The sequence below is a fragment of the Salegentibacter sp. T436 genome (assembly GCF_001932675.1).
Taxonomy (GTDB): Bacteria; Bacteroidota; Bacteroidia; order Flavobacteriales; family Flavobacteriaceae; genus Salegentibacter; species Salegentibacter agarivorans.
This window is the reverse complement of record NZ_CP012872.1, coordinates 2,698,832-2,717,008: the sequence shown is the minus strand read 5'-3', so window position 1 is coordinate 2,717,008 and position 18,177 is coordinate 2,698,832. Positions and strand designations below refer to the sequence as shown.

Here is an 18,177-nt window from a genome sequence, read left to right as displayed (position 1 = left end):
AATACATAGAAGAAGAAAATCTCATTAAATGAGTAAAAAATATAAGATATGAATAAGATAAAAATACTTTGGGTAGATGATGAAATAGATTTACTGAAACCGCATATTTTGTTTCTTGAATCTAAAGATTATGAAGTGGTTACCAGCCAAAGTGGAACTGAAGCACTAGAACAAATTGAAGAAGAAAGTTTTGATATAGTTTTTCTTGATGAAAATATGCCCGGACTTACCGGCCTGGAAACTCTTGCTGAAATTAAAGAGAAAAGAGAAAATCTTCCTATTGTAATGATTACCAAAAGTGAGGAAGAATATATTATGGAGGAAGCTATAGGCTCTAAAATAGCCGATTATCTTATAAAACCGGTAAATCCCAACCAGATTCTGCTTAGTATAAAAAAGAACCTGGATCACTCCCGACTTATTTCTGAAAAAACCACTTCAAATTACCAGCAGGAATTTAGGAAGATCGCGATGGATTTAAGCCAGGTAAATACTTTTGAAGAATGGGCAGAACTTTATCAGAAACTAATTTACTGGGAACTTCAACTCGAAGGCCTGGAAGACAGTGGAATGTTCGAAATTCTGGAATCGCAGAAAAATGAAGCCAATACACAGTTTTGCAAATTTATAGACAAAAATTATCCTTCATGGTTTGAAAAAGGTGTAGAGGCTCCAATTATGTCGCATACCATTTTTAAAGAAAAAGTTGTTCCAGAAATTAACAACAAACAGCCTACCCTCTTGGTTGTTGTAGATAATTTAAGATACGACCAATGGAAAGCTTTAGAACCGGTGATTTCTAATTATTACAAAAAAGAAAAGGAAGAACCTTATTACAGTATTTTACCCACCGCTACCCAATATGCTCGTAATGCAATGTTCTCTGGCTTAATGCCCAGTGAAATGGAAAAGTTATTCCCACAATACTGGAAAAACGACACTGAAGAAGGCGGGAAAAATAATCACGAAGCTGAGTTTTTAAATGAACAATTAAAAAGACTGGGCAAAAGCTTTAAAAGTGAATATCATAAAATTACGAGTTTAAAAGCAGGTAAGAAACTTGCAGAAAACTTTAAAACTCAAAAAGATAACGATCTTACTGTTGTAGTTTACAATTTTGTAGATATGCTTTCTCACTCAAAAACAGAGATGGAAGTGATTAAAGAATTGGCTTCTAACGATAAATCTTATAGATCTTTAACTTATAGCTGGTTTAAGAATTCCCCGTTATTAGATATTATTCAGCAAGCGCGACAACTTGGTTTTAAATTAATTCTTACCACAGACCACGGAACTATTAATGCTAAAAATCCTTCAAAAGTAATTGGAGATAAGAACACCAGTTTAAACCTTAGGTATAAAACGGGTAAAAGTCTAACTTATGAAGAAAAAGATGTATTGGCGGCTACAAACCCAAAGAGCATACATCTACCCAGTATTAATATGAGCAGTTCTTTTATTTTCGCAAAGGGAGATCTTTTCTTTGCTTATCCTAATAATTACAATCATTATGTAAGCTACTACAGAAACACCTATCAACACGGTGGTGTGTCCCTGGAGGAAATGATTATACCATTTGTAGTAATGGAGCCAAAATAGGGGATTAATCCCTGATTTCTAGCAGAATATAGGGTATATTAAATTATTCCCTATCTTTGTATTGCCCAAAATTTATATATTTAATATGCCGGTTACCTACAATTTAGCCCAAATTGATGAGGCTGTACAATACATAATAAAGAACGCTAAAAATAATGTTCTGTTATTTTATGGTGAAATGGGTGCCGGAAAAACCACCCTTATCAAAGCTTTAGTAAAAGCTTTAGGGAGTGAAGACAAAGTATCAAGCCCCACATTCTCATTAGTGAATGAGTACCATACTCCCCAGGAACCAATTTATCATTTTGATTTTTACAGACTTGAAGACCCCAATGAAGCCCTGGATATAGGTTTAGAAGAATATTTAAATTCACCTGGATGGATTTTAATAGAATGGCCACAAAAAATACAGGATTTCCTGGAAGAAAACTTTCAGAAAATTGAAATTTCAATTCAGGATGAAAATACAAGAACGTTAAATTTATGTTAATGAAAAGTTAATAAAACTCTAAGTGCTTAAAAAATCCAGTGTTAGTATTTTTGGGTGTTTTGGTAGACAGTATTAAACAAAAAAACATAATAAACAGAAAATTTTTATATTTTTGGCTATTAAATTTTTAGCAGTGTAAATTAAAAACCGCTAGAAAATAGCCATTTTTTTGCTTAAAAAAAGGCGCAAAAGTACGATTAATGTATTAATTTATAGCGTTTTATAATTTTATAGGTTTGCTTCAGTAAACAAAACGAAACAACAATCTAAACTATATTATTATGAAACTTAAAGCAGTACTTTTCGCAGCAGCAATTTTTGGAGCAAGTTTTTTTGTAACTTCAACTACAGATAACGATACTAATAATGACCAAATCAAAGAACAAGCTGTCGACAGAACAAAGATCAAAATTCCTGCTGCTGGGTAGTATTATTGCACTTAGTATCGCATTTTCACCTTATTTATTTTATTTATATGAAATTTTCCCAAGCGGCCCCGTTTGGGGAAATTCCTTATTTACTTACAAAAGTCTTTACTATGAAGATGTAATGACAGCTGCCTGGACATATTTAGGTAAAATCACCCCGCTATTTCTTCTTCTTATTTGGTTCTTTACATGTAAACATTGGTGGTATCATGCAATTTTGGTTCCTATAATAATGTACGGTTTTCAATTAGTAGTAGCTTTTTACGAAGATGTTTATTTAGATACTAATCTTGCACTGGATACTGACGGCTTACTATATCTTGCACCTTTCTTTATAATTATTCTTTCACTAGTTTATCTAATTAGAATCAAAATTTTCGATAGAATTTACGGTATAGACCTTAGCGAAATTGATGAAACCGATGTTTCTGTCTTTTCCCCTATTTCAGAATTAGACCGCAGGGAGGTTAAATCTTTTCAGGAAGAAGAGGAATATTGGGAACCAACTCAGGAAGAATACTATACCCGACTTTAATTCTCGGTGTTTTTAAAAATAGTTGTAATTTCCCTTTTCTAAAGTTTTAGCATTTAACTATGGGCAAACAGGTTTCGCCTTTTACCAAAGAGCAATTAATTCCGCAGGAAGAAACCCTGGAAATCTACAAAAACAAGGGACAGTTATTTATTGGCGTTCCTAAAGAAACCTCTTACCAGGAAAAACGTATTTGTTTAAGTCCCGATGCTGTTGCTGCAATCACTGCTCACGGCCATAGGGTTATGATAGAATCTGGAGCCGGAAAATGGGCTCGATTTAGCGATAAAGATTACTCTAACGCCGGTGCCGAAATCACCAAAGACACCAGTAAAGTTTTCTCCTGCCCTACTATTCTTAAAATAGAACCACCTTCTTTAGAAGAGCTAGATTTAATTAATCCGCAAACCATTTTAATTTCTGCGCTTCAGCTTAAAACCCAGTGCAAAGAATATTTTCAGAAATTAGCTTCTAAACGAATTACCGCTTTGGGCTTTGAATTTATTCGGGATGACGACGGGAGTTATCCCATTGTTAGGGCATTAAGTGAAATTGCAGGTACCGCTTCTGTATTAATTGCTTCAGAAATTATGAGCAATAATGTAAACGGAAATGGTTTAATGTTTGGAAATATAAGTGGAGTTCCACCGGTAGAAGTGGTAATTCTTGGCGCGGGTACAGTTGGTGAATTTGCTGCCCGTTCGGCTTTGGGACTGGGTGCAGGTATTAAAGTTTTTGACAGTTCGCTTACCCGGCTAAGAGATATTCAAACCAATCTTAATCAAACATTTTACACCTCTACCATTCAACCTAAAAATTTGAGTAAAGCGATTAAGCGTTGTGATGTTCTAATTGGCGCAGTTCGCGGTAAAAACCGTTCTCCGGTGCTAATTACCGAAGATATGGTAACCAGTATGAAACGTGGCGCTGTAATTATAGATGTTAGCATAGATATGGGAGGTTGTATTGAAACCAGCGAAATTACCACGCACGATAAACCAATATTTACTAAACACAATATTTTGCATTATTGTGTTCCAAATATTCCTTCCAGGTACGCTAGAACTTCCTCACTTTCAATTAGTAATATATTTACGCCATATCTTTTACATATTGCTGAAGAAGGCGGACTCGAAAACACCTTGAGATTTAATAAAGGTTTGAGAAATGGTTTGTACTTTTACCATGGAATTTTAACCAACAAATCTATAGCCGATTGGTTTGATCTTTCTTACAGGGACATTAATTTGCTCATTTTTTAGATCAGTTTCTAATCAGGTTTACTTTCTTAAATTTATAAATAGATGAAACTTATTCATAGAATTGGATATTTCTCGGTGGGCTTGTTCTTCGGGATTGTGATTTTACTTTTCTTTTTAAGCGGAAAGAAAACTTCTTGCGATTATTCTCCCGATGCCCGTGTTTTGAAGAATATAAGGATTAAAGAGCGTATTTTTACTGAAGAGGCTTTTAGCTATTTTGAGAATAATAAATTAGATACCGCCCTGGTTTCTCAAAGTTTAGAAAATGGCGATGTAGACTTTAGCCGAAGCAATACCGATACCGAACCTTGTAATATTTATCTAATTACCAACAAAGTCGATTCAGCAATCCTGGAGCTTCAAATTGAAAATTGCGATAGCACGGCCACTATTCAAAAGGCAATTTTAAAAGATTAATTCTAAAAAGAATTGTCAGCCAGAGCGCAGTCAGAGAGTTTTTAAACATTTCAACTGCACCCAGAGTGACATTTACTTAAATTTATTCAGAGAGAATTTGAGCTGTATGCTCTTTGGTTTTTACCTTTTTAATTACCTCTTCAATTTTACCATCTTCATCAATAATAAAGGTGGTTCGGTGAATTCCGTCATATTCCTTTCCCATAAATTTCTTTGGTCCCCAAACACCGTAAGCCTGGATAACTTCCCTGTCTTCATCGGCTAACAATGGAAAAGGAAATTCGTATTTATTTTTAAAATTGCTTTGTCTTTTCTGTGTATCGGCACTCACGCCCAGAATCGCATAACCTTTTTCCTGAAAACGCTCCCAGTTATCTCTTAGGTTACAGGCCTCTGCTGTGCAACCCGGAGTACTCGCTTTGGGATAGAAAAACAATACTAACTTTTTACCTTTAAAATCTGATAATTTTACTGTATTTCCATCCTGATCCTTTACTGAAAATTCAGGGGCTTTGTCACCCGCTTCTAATGTTGTCATAATTCTTATTTTTGCAATAATTTATCCTTCGGCCTAACCAAAGGATTAGATTTAATTTTTAAAATTTCGACATAAAGGTCGAAGTTATAATCTCACTTATCGAGTAAATTTAAACAATATGACCAAACAAGAAAAGGTACAGTTCGTAATTGATACCTTAAACGATATTTATCCTGAAATTCCAATTCCTTTAGACCATAAAGATCCTTATACTTTATTGATTGCAGTACTACTTTCAGCACAAAGTACCGATGTAAAGGTAAACCAGATCACGCCAAAACTATTTGAAATTGCCGATAACCCAAAGGCTATGGTAAAACTTTCAGTAGAAGAAATTCGGGAAATTATTAAACCAGTGGGTCTTTCTCCTATGAAATCTAAAGGAATTCACGGTTTATCTGAAATTTTACTGGATAAATACAATGGTGAGGTTCCCCCAAATTTTGAAGCCCTTGAAGCTTTACCGGCAGTGGGCCATAAAACAGCAAGTGTGGTTATGGCACAGGCTTTTAACGTTCCTGCGTTTCCGGTAGACACCCATATTCATAGATTAATGTATCGCTGGAATTTAAGCAACGGAAAAAACGTGACTCAAACCGAAAAGGACGCAAAACGCCTATTTCCAAAAGATCTTTGGAATAAACTTCATTTACAAATTATTTGGTACGGTCGCCAATATTCACCGGCAAGAGGTTGGGATCTTGATAAAGATATTATTACCAAAGAAATAGGGAGAAAAACTGTGATTAGCGAATATTATAAAAAGAAAAAATAGATTTAAAAATAAAGTGGCTGACTGAAAATCTCTTAAGAACGTCATCCTGAATTTATTTCAGGATATAAGATGTTAAAGTGAAAAACATGTTAGAAGCTGAAACCCGAAACTTCCGGACAGCTTGACGAAAAACAGAGATTTTCAAACAGCCACTTTTCTAAATACTAATTAAGAATTGTACCGAATTTAATTCCTCGGGTTTCCACCACTCTTAATGCTTTTGAATAATTTAAAAGAAACTCTACCGTTTCTTTTTTGGGATTCAAGTCCTTAAACTGATCTTTTTTTGATATTTTTTTAGTGTAAAGTTTCCTCATTAGATAATATTTTGCGTTGGTTTCTTATTCTAACGCAATCTTTTGAGGAATATTATAGATTAGTTTGTTAAAACCAAATTATGTTTTTCAATAATCTTCCTAAGATTGATTAAAGCGTAGCGCATTCTTCCCAAAGCCGTATTAATACTTACACCGGTACGCTCAGAAATTTCTTTAAAACTCATATCCTTGTAAATTCTCATAGTAAGAACCTCTAATTGATCTTCAGGCAATTCTTTAATGAGCTCTTTTACATCATTTTCAATCTGGTCTTTAATAATTTGAGTTTCAATATTCAATTCAGAATCACTTAAAACCGAAAAAATATTAAAGTCGCCACTATTATCAAATTTAGGCATACGTTTATTTCTTCTAAAATGGTCAATAACCAGGTTATGCGCAATTCGCATTACCCAGGGAAGAAATTTACCTTCTTCATTATATTTTCCACGTTTAAGGGTATTAATGACTTTGATGAAGGTGTCCTGAAAAATATCTTCAGCAACATCCCTGTCAAAAACTTTAGAAAAAATAAAACTATAAATTCGGTGTTGGTGCCTGTTTATAAGTTTGCTTAGGGCGATTTCATTTCCTTGCATGTATTCACGCACAAGAACAGCGTCAGTGATTTCAACGTTATTCATATCAGTTACTTTTGTTCAGGACGGTTGGGGCTCCTGAGGTTAGGTTATTTAGTTTCTAAAAGTAACTTTATGCTATAGGCAGGTGTAGTTTTATGATTTTTGAATGACCAAATATAGCAAGATATATTTAACAAAAGCAAACAAAAGTTTAAATTTTTAACATTACAATAGGATTTTTATGGCTTTTTACACTGCTTCTTATTAAGTACCTTTGCATTTCTGAACTAGAAAAATAAGCATGAATATTGACGTTGCCGAGGTAAATCCTAAAGAAAATATCATCATAAAAGGTGCAAAACTGCACAATCTTAAGAATATAAATGTAGTTATCCCGAGGAATAAATTGGTGGTAATTACCGGACTTTCGGGTTCGGGAAAATCCAGTTTAGCCTTCGATACGCTGTATGCTGAAGGCCAACGCCGCTATGTTGAAAGTCTATCTTCTTATGCACGCCAGTTTTTAGGCCGATTAAATAAGCCCAAAGTTGACTATATAAAAGGAATCGCTCCCGCCATAGCTATTGAGCAAAAAGTAAATTCCACCAATCCACGTTCTACCGTGGGTACATCTACGGAGATTTACGATTACCTTAAATTACTTTATGCGAGAATTGGGCGAACCTACTCTCCTATTTCAGGCAACGAGGTAAAACGAGACCGCGTGGCCGATGTAATAGATCACGTAAAATCTTTTGAAGAGCGTGAAAAATTACTCTTGCTGGCTCCAATTCATATAGAAGAAGGAAGAACTCTTGCTGAAAAAATTAAGGTTCTCGCGCAGCAAGGTTATAGCCGTATTAAAGTAAAAGACGATGTTCTTAGAATAGATGAGGCAGATCTTGAAAAAATTAAAGCTAAAGATACTTTATTAGTCGTAGACCGAATTATCACCAAAGATGAAGAAGACTTTTACAATAGATTAGCAGATGCTACCGATGCTGCCTTTTTTGAAGGAAAAGGCGAACTTTATATTGAAAACTTAAAATCAGGAAAAAAACGACATTTCAGCAATAAATTTGAGTTAGATGGGATTAGTTTCCTTGAACCTAACGTTCATTTATTCAGCTTTAATAATCCTTATGGTGCCTGCCCTAAATGCGAAGGTTATGGCGATGTAATTGGAATTGATGAAGATCTTGTGATTCCAAATACAGGACTTTCAATTTACGAAAATGCAATTTTTCCCTGGCGTGGCGATAGTATGAGCTGGTACCGGGATCAATTAGTAAATAATTCGCATAAATTCGATTTTCCAATTCATAAACCCTGGTTTCAGCTTACGCAGGAACAAAAAGATTTGGTTTGGAATGGAAATAAACATTTTGAAGGTCTAAACGATTTCTTCCAGTTTTTAGAAAGCAAAGCTTATAAAATTCAGAATAGAGTGATGCTTTCCCGCTATCGCGGAAAAACCCGCTGTAGCACCTGTAAAGGGAAAAGATTACGCCCTGAGGCCGAATATGTAAAAATTGCCGGGCATAGCATTACCAATCTCGTTGAAAAACCATTAGATAAAGTGCGGGAATTTTTTGACGATTTAAAATTAAACGAATACGACCAACAAATAGCAAAAAGGCTTTTAACAGAAATCAATAACCGACTCAAATTTTTATCGGAAGTTGGTTTAGATTATCTCACTTTAAACAGAAAGTCAAACACGCTGTCTGGTGGTGAATCACAACGAATTAACCTGGCAACTTCCCTGGGAAGTAGTTTAGTGGGTTCTATGTATATCTTAGACGAACCTTCTATTGGTTTGCATCCGCGCGATACGGAACGCTTAATTGGGGTGCTTCATAACTTGCGTGATCTTGGCAACACCGTAATTGTGGTAGAACACGATGAGGATATTATGAATGCTGCCGATGAAATTATTGATATTGGCCCCGAAGCAGGAACCCACGGAGGTGAAGTTGTAGCGACGGGAACGCTAAAGCAAATTTTAAAATCAAATTCGCTCACCGCTCAATATCTTAATGGAAAAGAGGAAATTCCCGTACCTAAAGAGCGCAGAGAAGCTTCAGGGGAAATCAGGATTTTGGGAGCAAGAGAAAATAACCTTCAGAATATAGATGTAACAATTCCTCTTAAAACCTTTACTGCCATAACCGGGGTTTCAGGGAGTGGAAAAAGTACGCTGGTAAAGAAAATTCTTTATCCGGCAGTTCAAAAGAAAATTGGAGGTTATGGAGAAAAAGCTGGCCAGTATACCGATATTGAAGGAGATTTTAAAAACCTGGGGAGCGTAGAATATATAGACCAAAATCCAATTGGTAGATCTTCCCGCTCCAATCCCGTAACCTATATTAAAGCTTACGACGATATTCGAAACCTTTTTTCTGATCAAAAATTATCTAATATTCGAAGTTTTAAACCCAAACATTTTTCTTTTAATGTAGAAGGTGGGCGTTGCGAAGTTTGCAAAGGCGAAGGCGAAGTTACCATAGAAATGCAGTTTATGGCCGATGTTCATTTAGAATGTGAAGCCTGTAATGGGAAACGTTTTCAAACAGATGTGCTGGAAGTTCAGTTTGAAGGAAAAAATATTGACGATGTACTGAATATGACCATCGATGACGCCACTAGCTTTTTTGCCGAAAACAAACTCGATAAAATTGTTAGAAAACTTAAACCATTACAAGACGTTGGTTTAGGTTATGTGCAATTGGGGCAAAGCTCTTCTACCCTATCAGGTGGTGAAGCGCAAAGAATAAAACTGGCTTCATTCTTAGTAAAAGGAGCTACCAAAGAAAAAGCATTGTTCATTTTTGATGAACCTACCACAGGACTTCACTTTCACGATATTAAAAAGCTATTGAAATCATTTAATGCACTTATCGAAAAAGGACATAGCGTGGTGGTGATAGAACACAATATGGACCTGGTGAAATGTGCCGATCATATTATTGATATTGGCCCTGGTGGAGGAGTAAACGGCGGAAATATTGTGGCAAACGGCACTCCGGAAGAAATTATTAAATCGAAAAAATCTTTTACCGCCAAGTATCTCAAAGAAAAATTATAGCGATTATTATTTCTGAATAAATACACGCTAAATTTCATTTCTATTGAAGATTTTCTACTGAATTATTCGATTTTCTATATAAAACCTCTAAAAACAAGCTTTTTTAGAGGTTTTCTTTTTTTGGCACGCGGTTTGTATTTTATATATTGATTCTAAATGAGAATCTCTTTAACAACATAAAACGCAAACCATGAAAAATATCGCCATTTTATTCAGCTTTTTATTTATTGGTATTTCGGCAAAGGCTGCTTCAGAAGCTATGCCTCGTAATGCCTATAATAATGCCTTTATTTTCGTTGAAAACGGCGTTGAGTTTGCCGTTTATCCCAACGGGGAATTTGATTTCTATTATAATCCGGAATTCAGAAGAACCAGTATAGTAAATATTTCTACTCCAAATATGAATATCAGTTATAACGCAGGGCATAATTATGATGCGTATGTGCAGTATGACGATTATGGAGCTGTAATTCAAATTGAAAGTGTTCCGGTTTTTTATGATTACTACGGAAGAATTATTCGTGCCGGTGATGTTTTTATAGATTATAACCGTCGTGGCCGTATTGCAAGAGTTGGTGGTTTACATATCCATTACAACCGTTTTAACCGAATCACCAACTATACAGGATTTATAAATCATTATAATAACACTTATGTTTACAGGCCGTGGCACCAGTATTATTCAAGACCTCGCAGTAGTGTGAGCATAGTATTTGGACAGCCTTATAGGGCTTACTATCAGCCAAACCGCGTTACTTACGTGCAACACGTAAATTATTATAATAATCATTATTCTAGTAATGTGCATCAAAATTTTTACAGGCCAAATCAACAAGCGGTTTCTTATAATAAAGGAAGAAGAACTTCTGAAAGACGTGATATAAAAGATATTAGAGGTGACGAATCTCGTGTAGCTTTAAATACAAGAAATGTAAGAAGCAACGCTTATTCTGAAAGATCTAATAACACCGCTAACAGAAGCAGAACGATTAGATCAGAAAAAAATAGTAGCACCAATTCTCGAGGAAATGCTGTAAGATCATCCAGAAGTACTAATACTAGCGATGTTGTGAAAAGCAGAAATAACCGTACAAGAGTTGATGCAAATTCAAGTGTGAATACAAGACGAGCTGCAGTAAATACCAGTAGATCTTCTAATACAAATGTAAACTCCTCTGCAAGGAATAGTAGAACTGTAAAAAGTACTCCTACGAGACAAACAAGTAGAGCCACTACCGCTCCCAGCCCAAGAAGAACGCAGACTACCACCAGAAGTAGTAATAGAAGTAATAACACACAAGCGGCAAAAAGCAGTACGAATACACGATCTTCGGCTAGAACTTCAAATTCTTCTTCTCGAGGAAGAAGTTCGGCACGAAATGTGAATAACAGATAATAAAGAATTCATAATTTAATTTTTTGGTTGGTTAGTTGGAAACCCCTTGAAGCCTCAAAAGCTTCGGGGGTTTCCCGTTTTTAAGAGATTTTTATACCCAAAACCTTATTAATTATAGAATTCACTTCTGAAGAAAAATTCAGAAAATAAGCTAGTCCCACATAGCTTATTCCTATTAAAATAGATTTAAGTGCGATATTTAAAATTGGATGAAAACCGAAATCCCAGAAATAAAACCCAATTGAAAGGGTTATTCCGGTAAAAAGTACCAACCAGGTTTTTGAAGTAAACGGAAGGAAATTAAACTTTTTATGCACCAACCAGATTTTAGAAGAATTATATATAAAAAAAGCTATAAAACTTGCAATTGCCGCTCCTTCTATCCCAAAGCTGGGAATAAATATCAAATTTAAAACAAAGGCTACAAAAACAAGAAGAACACCTATAAACAGTACAATTCGGTAATAATCTGAATTAAAAAGAATACTGTTATTATTCCCAAGAAGATTATCATAAAGCTTTACCAGGGAGATTAATAAAACTACCAATATACTCAACTCATATTCATCGGGAATAAGTTCGTAAAGCTGTTTTACGTTAGTGATTATTAGGATAAAAATGAGTAAGCTTACAATCAATAAGTTTAAAGAACTCTTTTTATAAAGCTCTTCAAGGCTTTTTTTATTTTTGGTATTAAGAAATTCAGCCGTCATGGGGTTTGTAATTTGGTGCATAGCTTTTTGCGGCACCGAAATTACCGTAGCGATATAAATTGCAATTCCGTAGATAGCCACGTTTTCTATCGGCATAAAATATTCTATCATCACTTTATCTAAATCTAATAAAGCGGTAGCGACTGAACCCGCAATAAGAATTAGCGAGGTATATTTTAAAACCGGTGATAAGTTTTTTGGGAACTTAAAATTTAAACGCGGCAAATAGAGCGAAAACGCATAGATCTTCATTGCAATAAGTCGCAGAATAAAAACCCCTGCAATACAGTAGATAAATTGATGCACTGTAATCCAGTTAAAATAAACTCCTAAAAGCAATAAACTGATGCAGAACCTATGAAAAACCTCCTTCATAAAGTTTCCGAATACACTTTTATAAAAAAGCTTAGACCAGGCGAAAAAGATTTCAAAATAGGCGGTGGCAAAACCTATTAAAAAAATTAGCCAAATATACGGTCGCACCAATCCGTTACCCTGGGTAAAATAATTGATTAAAAATGAATAACCAGAAGCCACTATTAATCCCAGCAAGAGTGAAACGATTAGCGGTAAAAACAGCACTAAATTTAGCAGCCTATCTTTTTCTTCCCTGGTTTTATAAAAAGTAAAGAATTTTATTAATGTACTGTGAACTCCAAATCCCATAAAAGGCCAAAGCAAACTTGCCGCTGAAAGTAAAAAGGTCACCAACCCATAATATTCGGGCTCCAGGAAGTAGGTGAATAGAAACAAAGTATTAATCGCGCCAATCGCAAAACCAAAATAGGTGGTAATTAGGTTTTTAAAAGATTGCTTGATTATTATTCCCATAATTCTATAGGCTCTTTATTAAACTGGCCAGATTTTGCGTAAGATTTCTTCTGTGATATTGCTGAATAACTCCTTTTATAAAATTACCGTTGCCTTTTTTATAAGCATCGTAATGTTTTAAAATTAGACTTTTAAGTCGGTCTTTTTCTGAATATTGAAAATATTCTCCAGATCTGGTTTGCTGCAATATTTTCTGAACATCCCATTTTTCGGGTCCAATAGCTAATATGGGCCTTTTTGAACTTAAATATTCAAATAACTTCCCCGGAATAATTCCGCGAGTTTCTTCACTGTCAATTTCAATTAATACTAATAACCTGCTTTTTTGTTGAAGTGCGATTGCTTGCCTATGACTTACATAACCCAATAACTGAAGCTTCTCCCCTAATCCCACAGATTTAATTGAAGCAATTACTTCTTCACTTACCGTACCCGCTAATATTAATTCCAGATCTTCTGAAAAAGCTGAATTTTCATGAACAAGATCTGCTATGGCTTTCCAAAAATTTTCGGGATTTCTTTCTGAAAGTAAAGAACCGATATGAGAAATACTGAATTTAGTATCTAAGTCGGTGGTTGTTGCTTCATTTTCTTCAGCATCAAATCCGTTAGTAATTACGCTTATTGGTTTACTGGTTTTTTTAGCAAACTCAGCTTTTGTGGTAAAACTAGTGGTGATAATTTGGTCGGCAGAATTTAATACCTCCCGTTCCAGGTCTTTGTGCTTTTGTTCACTGCTTTTGGTAAGGTTCAATTTTTTATGATACCCAATTTGTGTCCAGGGATCCCTAAAATCGGCTATCCATTTTAAATCGAGTTCTTGCTTCAATTGTAAACCAATTAGATGCAAGCTATGCGGCGGACCGGTTGTAATTATTTTTTTAATACCTTCTTCTTTCAAATAGGTTTTCAGGAATTTCACCGATGGCTTTATCCAAAACTTCCGTGCATCAGGGATAAATAAATTCCCACGAATAAAAAGTAGGCTTTTCTGTAAAAAGGACTGATTTTTCTCTGCAGCAATAATTCCTTTGCTAATGGTTTTGGTTTGGTTTTTCGCAAAAAAACCGGCTAATTGGTAAGGTTCAAAAATAGGCTTCTTAAGAATAGTTATTCCCTCCGGAATTTCATTTTCTAAAGAATTATCCAACATAGGGTAATTAGGATTTTCAGGAATATAAACCACAGGTTCAATATTAAAATCCCTTAAATACTTCACAAACTTAAGCCAGCGCTGCACGCCGGGACCGCCGGCCGGTGGCCAATAATAAGTTATAATGAGTACCTTTTCCATTTAAGAACTTATTCCCTCTTTCGGGATTTATAGTAAAATCCGCCTAAAATAATTAAAACCAAAATAATGGAACTTGCCAGGGCAATGCTGCTCCCTGTATTTACTACTTCAGGTTCAAATCTAAAAGTCACAGTATGCTCGCCTGCAGGAATATTCATAGCTCGCAACACATAATTTGCCCTCACGTGATCTACTTCTTCCCCATCTAAATATGCCTGCCAACCCGGTTGGTAGTACATTTCAGAAAAAACTGCAAACTGAGGCGATGAGGCATTAGTTTCATAGACCAATTCATTAGGCTGATAGCTTTGCAATTGAATTTCTGCATTTTCGGTGGCTTTAAAATCTTCAGAAACTTCATTTTTAAATTCTGAATTTATAACCGCCGTATTTTGAAGGTCAACTTCGTTTAAATTCAGTATTTCTTCGTTAGCAGATTCAACCCATATAATATCCTTCACAAACCAGGCATTTCCAAAAGCATTCGGATTTTGTTGTGCTTGCGGCTGACCACCTTCAGAAGGAACAATAAAGTATTTAGCATTCAGCATATTTAGAATTTCCATATTATTTTGAGAAATATAGAAATCGTATAAATCCTGCATTCTGCCCGGCTTGGCTGCATGATAACCACCTATGGCATTGTGAAAATAAGAAGTTCTTCCGGTATTAAAAGGGCTTCCGGAAACGTCAAAAACACGGTAATGTGCATCGTCCTGTAAAATTTGTTGATCGGCAGCATTAGGTTGGAATGGACGATCCATCTGTCTAGCGCTTACAAAATCATCATCATTAACATAGCGTTTATCTACAGGAATCAAATCGATTAAAATTAGAAGTGCTAAAGCCGGTACTAACCAGTTTTGCGTGATTTTCTTTTCAATATATAACCAAAGGGCTGCTGCGGTTAATGCGGAAAAAATAAGTGACCTAATAAGATCTTCGGTATAAATTGCCTGCCTGTCTGCCTTTAGAGATCTTACAAAATCGGCGCCCATTTGTTGAATTAAAGCTGAATCTCCCGCACCACTGAAATCAAATAGTACAGAACGGAAAAGCAACAAAGCAATTCCAATTCCACCCACAATTATCCCAGACCATTTAAGCGCGTGAACTTTTACTTCTTTTTGAAGTTTAGGATCAAATAATTTATAAAGGCCGAAAACGGCTAAAACAGGAACGCATAATTCTATAATTACCTGTATGGAAGAAACGGCTCTAAATTTACTGTACAGGGGAACGTAATTTATAAAGAACTCGGTAAAAAATTCAAAATTTTTACCCCAGGAAAGAATCAAGGCTAAAACACTCCCTCCAACAATCCACCATTTTAAACGGCCTCTCACAAGGTAAAGGGCAAAAATAAAGAGAAATAATACTGTGGCACCAATATACGCCGGCGCGCCTACATAAGGCTGATCGCCCCAGTAAGTAGGTGCATTTTCAGTAAAATTAGCCGCCTGTGCCGGGGATGCCCCAAGTTTGAGTAAGGAATCATAAATTTCTGAATCTTTTCCAATATCTTCTGCATTGGAGCCGCCCATAAACCGGGGAGCAAAAAGATTAAAAGATTCCATTACCCCGTAGCTATACTCGGTGATATAATCATAAGTTAAGCCGGCTGCCGGTTTATCTGAACCGTCGGGGGCAATGGTTAAACCGGTATCACCTCGGGTACTGTGTGCGGTATATTCCTGGGTGGCAAGTAGATTGGTAGCATTGGCGCCTATAGCCAGTATAACCGCCACAACCATTACTCCTAAAGCTTTAAAGAATTTTGGAAGTATATTTTTTCGGTAGGCATCAATTAAATAGGCAATTCCCAAAACAATTACCAGGAGAAGCAAATAATACGTCATCTGGAAATGGTTTGCGCCAATTTGCAGCGCCATTCCAATAGCCAATACTAAAAACCCCCATAAATATTTTTGCCTGAAAGTGAGAATAATTCCGCCTAAGACCATCGGCATATAAGCTATCGCGTGAGCCTTGGCATTATGCCCAACTCCAAGGATAATAATAAGATAGGTAGAAAAACCGAAGGCCAACGCACCTAAAAATGCGAGCCTAAAATCGAGTTTTAAGCAGAGTAAAAGAATATAAAAGCCGATAAAATAAAGAAATAGATAATCGGCAGGTCTGGGTAAAAATCTTAAAACTGAATCCAGTTTTTTAACGTAGTTATGCGGATAATAAGCACCTAATTGAAATGTAGGCATTCCTCCAAAAGCAGAATCGGTCCAGTAAGGTTCCTGGCCGGTTTGATCGCGAAAATCGTTTTGCTCTTTGGCCATCCCGATATATTGAACTATATCGCTTTGAAAAATCTTTTTCCCTTCTAGAACCGGACTAAAATAAAATAAAGAAACTATTACGAAGCCTACCAAAACGAGAAGATGCGGTAGAAACTTTTTAAGATTGGCCATCTGAAATTTTTTAGATCACTTTCTGTTAAATTGAACGGGCAGCTTCTTCCCTTTTCAATATAAAAAATTGATCCCGAAATTAATCAATTTCCTCGTAATCTATATATTCCCCAACGTTTTTATTAGAATTCCTTTTTCCTTTCGGCTTCTTGTCAATGCTAACTTTTCCTTCTTTTTTCTGTGAAGCAGGACCTTGTTGTTGCCTGAATTGTTCTTCAAAACGTTTTCCCATTTTCCGAAGGAAATATTTAAGAATAAGCGGCCCAAACCATTTAATTAGCATTTTAAAAGCAAAATATACTAATAGAATGATTAGAATCGTTTGTAATACATCGGAAAAAGAAGCTTCTAACATTTTCAGGAATTTATGCAAAAATAAAAATAAGCCTTGAGAATAGAAGCTTTGAGCTCCTAAAAAAATAATAAATCTGCTATCTTTGAAAGTAACAAACCAATCTAATATGCACTATTTAAAAGTAGGTATCGCTTTTATTTTCCTCGGAATATTTAGCGCAAATGCGCAATATACTGAAACCATAAACTCCAATCGCCCGGGAGAATCGCAAGGCGCGTATGCCGTGGGCAAAAACGTTTTACAACTTGAAGCCGGTGGTTATTTCGGTAATGATAATCATACCTTATTTAATAGCGACACTGATATTTTAGGTGCCAGTTATGGTTTACGATATGGATTTTTAACTGAAATCCTGGAACTCAATTTCTTTGGTTCTTTTCAGGATCAGGTTACCTCAATTCCCGTGGGAAATAGCAGTGATGAGTTTAGATTTAGCAACTTTAAATCAAATACTCTTGGCGCTAAATTCCTGGTTTTTGATCCAGGGGTTAGTGTAAAAGAAAGAAAAGTAAATTTATATAGCTGGAAAGCGAATCAACGTTTAAATCTACGTAGTTTAATTCCCGCTGTCTCGGTGTATGCCGGCGCTAATTTTAGCTGGTGGGAAAATCCCTATATGTTTGAAGGCGAATCTAAAATTAGCCCTAAAGCTGCTTTAATAACGCAACATAACTGGGGCCGGTGGGTTTTGGTTATGAATTTTATAGCCGATAAATTTACAGAAGAATATCCTTCTTACGGCGGAATCTTTACCTTAACCCACGCTATTACTCCAAAATTTGCCGTTTTTGGGGAATTCCAAACTTATATAAGTGATCTATATGCCGATGATTTGGTAAGAGGTGGCGCAGCTTATTTATTTGGAAAAGATTTTCAGGTAGATATTTCTGGTCTTTTTAATTTTAAAGACACTCCTTCGAGATGGCAGGTAGCTGCGGGAGTTTCTTATAGATTCGATTTTCACGACGATGATGAATATATTGAAGACACTTATGAAGGCGACCGAAACCAACGTGGTGAAGAATTGGAAGAAACCGGATTTTATAAAGAAAATGAAGATGTTAATGGTTCTAAAGATTAATCCTGAACCTAATTTTTTCTAAAATTTAAACATAGAAAAGCCATTTAAAATTTC

At 35.6% G+C, this 18,177-nt stretch carries 16 protein-coding genes; 10 read left to right on the top strand and 6 right to left on the bottom strand.

The window, feature by feature from the left end; genetic code table 11:
• Positions 1 to 48 precede the first annotated feature (48 nt).
• The 6 genes from AO058_RS11860 to AO058_RS11840 all read left to right on the top strand — a co-directional run bounded on the left by AO058_RS11860 (position 49) and on the right by AO058_RS11840 (position 4,728).
• Positions 49 to 1,599 carry a T9SS response regulator signal transducer PorX gene (locus AO058_RS11860; RefSeq protein WP_075326763.1) on the top strand — a complete coding sequence of 517 codons (1,551 nt, stop codon included), beginning with the start codon at positions 49 to 51 and terminating at the stop codon, positions 1,597 to 1,599.
• Between the two features lie 85 nt (positions 1,600 to 1,684).
• A complete protein-coding gene (gene tsaE, locus AO058_RS11855; protein WP_075326762.1) occupies positions 1,685 to 2,089 on the top strand; it encodes a tRNA (adenosine(37)-N6)-threonylcarbamoyltransferase complex ATPase subunit type 1 TsaE in 405 nt (134 codons plus the stop codon).
• Positions 2,090 to 2,370: 281 nt separating this feature from the next.
• Positions 2,371 to 2,517 (top strand): hypothetical protein, encoded by a 147-nt coding sequence (locus tag AO058_RS18555; protein WP_177195643.1) that lies wholly within the window; start codon positions 2,371 to 2,373, stop codon positions 2,515 to 2,517.
• Entirely contained in the window at positions 2,456 to 3,052 is a 597-nt protein-coding gene (locus AO058_RS11850) for a hypothetical protein (protein ID WP_075326761.1), read from the top strand. Before AO058_RS18555 ends, AO058_RS11850 begins: the two co-directional genes overlap by 62 nt.
• A gap of 59 nt (positions 3,053 to 3,111) precedes the next feature.
• Positions 3,112 to 4,311 carry an alanine dehydrogenase gene (locus tag AO058_RS11845; protein WP_075326760.1) on the top strand — a complete coding sequence of 400 codons (1,200 nt, stop codon included), beginning with the start codon at positions 3,112 to 3,114 and terminating at the stop codon, positions 4,309 to 4,311.
• A 42-nt stretch (positions 4,312 to 4,353) separates the two neighbouring features.
• Positions 4,354 to 4,728 carry a DUF4258 domain-containing protein gene (locus tag AO058_RS11840; protein WP_075326759.1) on the top strand — a complete coding sequence of 125 codons (375 nt, stop codon included), beginning with the start codon at positions 4,354 to 4,356 and terminating at the stop codon, positions 4,726 to 4,728.
• Positions 4,729 to 4,810: 82 nt separating this feature from the next.
• Here the strand turns inward: AO058_RS11840 and bcp are convergent, their stop codons facing one another.
• The gene (gene bcp / locus AO058_RS11835) at positions 4,811 to 5,266 is read right to left on the bottom strand and encodes a thioredoxin-dependent thiol peroxidase (RefSeq protein WP_075326758.1); all 456 of its coding nucleotides are present in this window, start codon (positions 5,264 to 5,266) and stop codon (positions 4,811 to 4,813) included.
• Between the two features lie 118 nt (positions 5,267 to 5,384).
• On the opposite strand from bcp, the gene AO058_RS11830 reads away from it, so the two are divergent.
• Entirely contained in the window at positions 5,385 to 6,041 is a 657-nt protein-coding gene (locus AO058_RS11830; protein WP_075326757.1) for an endonuclease III domain-containing protein, read from the top strand.
• A gap of 376 nt (positions 6,042 to 6,417) precedes the next feature.
• Here AO058_RS11830 and AO058_RS11825 read toward each other — a convergent pair whose 3' ends face one another.
• On the bottom strand, positions 6,418 to 7,002 hold the full coding sequence (locus tag AO058_RS11825) for an RNA polymerase sigma factor (RefSeq protein WP_075326756.1): 585 nt from the start codon (positions 7,000 to 7,002) through the stop codon (positions 6,418 to 6,420).
• A 238-nt stretch (positions 7,003 to 7,240) separates the two neighbouring features.
• On the opposite strand from AO058_RS11825, the gene uvrA reads away from it, so the two are divergent.
• A complete protein-coding gene (gene uvrA, locus AO058_RS11820) occupies positions 7,241 to 10,027 on the top strand; it encodes an excinuclease ABC subunit UvrA (protein WP_075326755.1) in 2,787 nt (928 codons plus the stop codon).
• A gap of 190 nt (positions 10,028 to 10,217) precedes the next feature.
• Positions 10,218 to 11,423 carry a hypothetical protein gene (locus tag AO058_RS11815; RefSeq protein WP_075326754.1) on the top strand — a complete coding sequence of 402 codons (1,206 nt, stop codon included), beginning with the start codon at positions 10,218 to 10,220 and terminating at the stop codon, positions 11,421 to 11,423.
• Between the two features lie 80 nt (positions 11,424 to 11,503).
• On the opposite strand, the gene AO058_RS11810 is transcribed toward AO058_RS11815, so the two are convergent.
• The 4 genes from AO058_RS11810 to AO058_RS11795 form a co-directional block, all read right to left on the bottom strand.
• The gene (locus tag AO058_RS11810) at positions 11,504 to 12,967 is read right to left on the bottom strand and encodes an MATE family efflux transporter (protein WP_075326753.1); all 1,464 of its coding nucleotides are present in this window, start codon (positions 12,965 to 12,967) and stop codon (positions 11,504 to 11,506) included.
• A gap of 4 nt (positions 12,968 to 12,971) precedes the next feature.
• A complete protein-coding gene (locus AO058_RS11805) occupies positions 12,972 to 14,261 on the bottom strand; it encodes a glycosyltransferase family 4 protein (protein WP_075326752.1) in 1,290 nt (429 codons plus the stop codon).
• Positions 14,262 to 14,269: 8 nt separating this feature from the next.
• Positions 14,270 to 16,687, bottom strand: a complete 2,418-nt coding sequence (locus tag AO058_RS11800; protein WP_075326751.1) for a YfhO family protein — start codon at positions 16,685 to 16,687, stop codon at positions 14,270 to 14,272.
• A gap of 79 nt (positions 16,688 to 16,766) precedes the next feature.
• Complete coding sequence (locus AO058_RS11795; RefSeq protein ID WP_075326750.1) at positions 16,767 to 17,042, bottom strand: DUF4834 domain-containing protein; 276 nt, start codon at positions 17,040 to 17,042, stop codon at positions 16,767 to 16,769.
• A gap of 106 nt (positions 17,043 to 17,148) precedes the next feature.
• Between AO058_RS11795 and AO058_RS11790 the strand changes: the two genes are divergently transcribed.
• Positions 17,149 to 18,123, top strand: coding sequence for a transporter (locus tag AO058_RS11790; RefSeq protein WP_075326749.1), 975 nt, complete (start codon positions 17,149 to 17,151; stop codon positions 18,121 to 18,123).
• The last annotated feature ends 54 nt before the right edge of the window (positions 18,124 to 18,177 follow it).